The following is a 3,372-nucleotide window of genomic DNA, read 5'->3' on the forward strand; positions in this document are numbered from 1 at the left end:
GGGGGCGCTCGGCCTGCTCTCGGACGCCGAGCACCTGCTGCGCGAGCGATCCGCGATCTCGGCGCACTGAGCGCGGCACCACGCCCGACCGGGGGCGCGCGGGCACCGGCCCCGGTACGGTCGCGTCCATGACGGACCACATCTCGGCAGACCTTCTCCAGGGCATCCTCGACGAGGTCCGTGACGACTCCTCGGGCGAACTGGTCCCGCACCTCGGCGACTACGAACACCCGAACCCCGACGCCCTGGCGATGGCGGTGTGCGACCTCGAGGGCACCGTGACCTCGGCGGGGGACGACGACATCCGCTTCGATCTCCAATCCGCCTCCAAGCCCTTCGTGTACGCCCTGGCCCTGGACCAGAAGGGCGTGGACGAGGTGGCCAAGCGGATCGGGGTCGAACCCTCCGGGGACGCCTTCAACGAGATCTCCCTCGAGGCCGGGACCGGCCGGGCACCCAACGGTCTGGTCAACGCCGGGGCGTTGGCCGCCCACGCGCTCGTCGGGGACACCGACAACGACGAGGTCTCGCGCTTCGAGCACATCCGCGCACTGCTCTCCCGCCTCGTCGGCCGTGACGTGGAGGTCGACGAGGAGATCGCCGACATCGAGGCCAAGAGCGCACACCGCAACCAGGCGCTCGCGCACCTCCTCGCCGAGGAGGGCACCCTCGCGGACGACCCCCACGAGGTGGTGGCGGGGTACGGACGCCAGTGCGCGGTCCGCGTGGACGTCCGGGAACTCGCCCACATGGCCGCCATGTTCGCGAACGGCGGTCTGAAGCCCGGCAGCGACGAGCGGATCCTCGGGCGCAAGGCGGTCCGCTACGCCAACAGCGTGATGTTCACCTGCGGCATGTACGACGCGGCGGGCGACTGGGTCTACCAGGTCGGACTGCCCGCGAAGAGCGGGGTGTCGGGGTGTCTGTTCGCGGTGGTTCCCGGTAAGTTCGGGATCGCGGCCTACTCGCCGCGCCTGGACGAGCACGGCAACAGTGTCCGGGCGGCGGCCGCCATCGAGCAGCTGTCGGACCGGTTCGACCTCCACGTCCTCGACCACGTGCGCGGTGACGGGTTCGGCCCCGCCGCATAGGGACGACTATCCTCGGGAGTCGTGACCGACTCGACCCCCGCCGCGACCGAGCCCGCCGACGACACCCCCGAGCAGCTGCGTATCCGTCGCGACAAGCGGCAGCGCATCCTCGATTCCGGCGTCGACGCCTATCCGGTCGAGGTCCCCCGCACGCACGGGCTCGTCGAGATCGCCTCGGATCCGCGCTTCGTCGCCCTCGAGCCCGGGGAGGAGACCGACGTCCGGGTCTCCGTCGCGGGCCGCGTGCTGTTCGTCCGCAACACGGGCAAGCTCTGCTTCGTCCGACTCCAGGACGGCGTGAGCCCGGACGCCGACCTGTCGGTCCCGGCGACCGAGGGCGGGCCCGACTCGTTCGCCCCGCAGTTGCAGGCGATGCTCTCGTTGGCCAACGTGGGCGAGGAGCGGCTCGAGGCGTGGAAGCAGGACGTGGACCTCGGTGACCACGTCTCGGTGACCGGCCGCGTGGTGCGGTCCAGGCGCGGCGAGCTGTCCGTCATGGCCGACTCGTGGGTGCTGGCGGCCAAGTCGCTGCGTCCGTTGCCGGTGGCGCACAAGGAACTGAGCGAGGACACGCGCGTCCGTCAGCGCTACACCGACCTCATCATGCGCGACACGGCCCGGCGCAACGCGGTCACCCGCATCAAGGTCGTCCGGGCCCTGCGGGACGCCCTCGACAGGCGGGGGTTCCTGGAGGTGGAGACGCCGATGCTGCAGACGTTGCACGGCGGCGCCGCCGCCCGGCCGTTCGTCACGCACTCCAACGCCCTGGACCTGGACCTGTACCTGCGCATCGCCCCCGAGCTCTACCTCAAGCGATGCGTGGTGGGCGGCATCGAGCGGGTCTTCGAGATCAACCGCAACTTCCGGAACGAGGGTGTGGACTCCTCACACAGCCCCGAGTTCGCGATGCTCGAGACCTACCAGGCCTACGGGGACTACGACACGTCCGCCACGATGATCCGTGAGGTCATCCAGGAGGTCGCGCGCGAGGTGTTCGGCACCACCACCGTCACCCTCGCCGACGGCACGGAGTACGACCTGGGCGGGCAGTGGCGTGAGATGCGTATGTACCCCTCGCTCAACGAGGCCCTGCGCGCGCAGCACCCCGAGGTGGTGGGGAACACCGACGAGGACACCGTCACGGTCGACTCGACGGTCGAGGAACTCACGGAACTGGCCGGCGAGGTCGGGCTCGAGGTGCCCTCGGGCAGGGGCTGGCTGCACGGCAAGCTGGTCGAGGAGCTGTGGGAGCACCTGTGCGGTGACCAGCTCGAGGGGCCGGTGTTCGTCCGCGATTTCCCGGTGGAGACCTCCCCTCTGACCCGCGATCACCGCACGGATCGGGGGGTCACCGAGAAGTGGGACCTCTACGTCCGTGGGTTCGAGCTGGCGACCGGCTACTCGGAGCTCGTCGACCCGGTGATCCAGCGTCGCCGGTTCGAGGACCAGGCGCGGCTCGCCGCGGCCGGTGACGACGAGGCGATGGTGTTGGACGAGGACTTCCTGGCCGCGATGGAGCAGGGGATGCCGCCCACCACCGGGTTGGGTATGGGGATCGATCGTCTGCTCATGGCGCTCACCGGGCTGGGCATCAGGGAGACGATCCTGTTCCCGATGGTCAAGCCGCTACCGCGGGACTGACGCGACCGTCACCGGCGACGCTCTGGCTGCGTCAGTCCGGCTGCGCCCACGCCGCCGCCACGAGTTCGCGGAGCACGGGTTCCCGGATCCGGGCCAGGGTCGTCACGTAGAGGCACCCCGTGCCGGTCTTGTGCGGCCCCAGCGTCGCGAGCAACGCGTCGGCTCCCGGGGCCCCGAGCAGTCCGTAGAGGCTGATGGCGGAGGCGCGGGGACTGAAGCCCACCCGGAGGGTGTCGCCCTCACGACCGCTGTCGTACACGTAGTGGTGCGTGCCGTAGCCCACGATCGACGGGCCCCACATGGACGGTGGTTCGCCGGTGACCTCGCCGAAGAGCTCGAGCAGGCGCAGGCCGTCCTCCACCCGCCGGGCGGTGGGCAACCCCTCGATCCACTGCCGTGGGGAGCCCGGTGTCTCGAGAAACGCCGTGTTGTCGTTGCGGCCGGTGGCGCGGGGCCGCGAGAGCGGATCGGCGAGGGACAGCCCCGCCGCGGACAGTGCGTCGCGCAGCACGCCGAGCTGGGAGGGGCCGACCCCGTGCAGCGCCAGAACGTCCCTCTCGGGCGTTCCGTCCAACTGGCGGAGGTCGGTGATCCCGGCCGCGGCGAGGGCGCGGGACGCCGGCGCGGAGAGCCGGGGGAG

3 protein-coding genes are annotated in these 3,372 nt (G+C 71.0%); 2 read left to right on the forward strand and 1 reads right to left on the reverse strand.

What is annotated here, in order from left to right:
* Positions 1 to 128 precede the first annotated feature (128 nt).
* Together glsA and lysS are read left to right on the forward strand one after the other, a co-directional pair.
* Positions 129 to 1,091 (forward strand): glutaminase A, encoded by a 963-nt coding sequence (gene glsA, locus G6018_RS05505; RefSeq protein ID WP_182639067.1) that lies wholly within the window; start codon positions 129 to 131, stop codon positions 1,089 to 1,091.
* Between the two features lie 21 nt (positions 1,092 to 1,112).
* Positions 1,113 to 2,732 (forward strand): lysine--tRNA ligase, encoded by a 1,620-nt coding sequence (gene lysS, locus G6018_RS05510; RefSeq protein WP_179524485.1) that lies wholly within the window; start codon positions 1,113 to 1,115, stop codon positions 2,730 to 2,732.
* A 31-nt stretch (positions 2,733 to 2,763) separates the two neighbouring features.
* Here lysS and G6018_RS05515 read toward each other — a convergent pair.
* Positions 2,764 to 3,372: DUF1801 domain-containing protein (locus tag G6018_RS05515; RefSeq protein WP_182639069.1), on the reverse strand; the 609-nt coding region annotated here is incomplete at its 5' end.

It is taken from the genome of Dietzia sp. DQ11-44 (assembly GCF_014145205.1).
Lineage (GTDB): Bacteria > Actinomycetota > Actinomycetes > Mycobacteriales > Mycobacteriaceae > Dietzia > Dietzia natronolimnaea.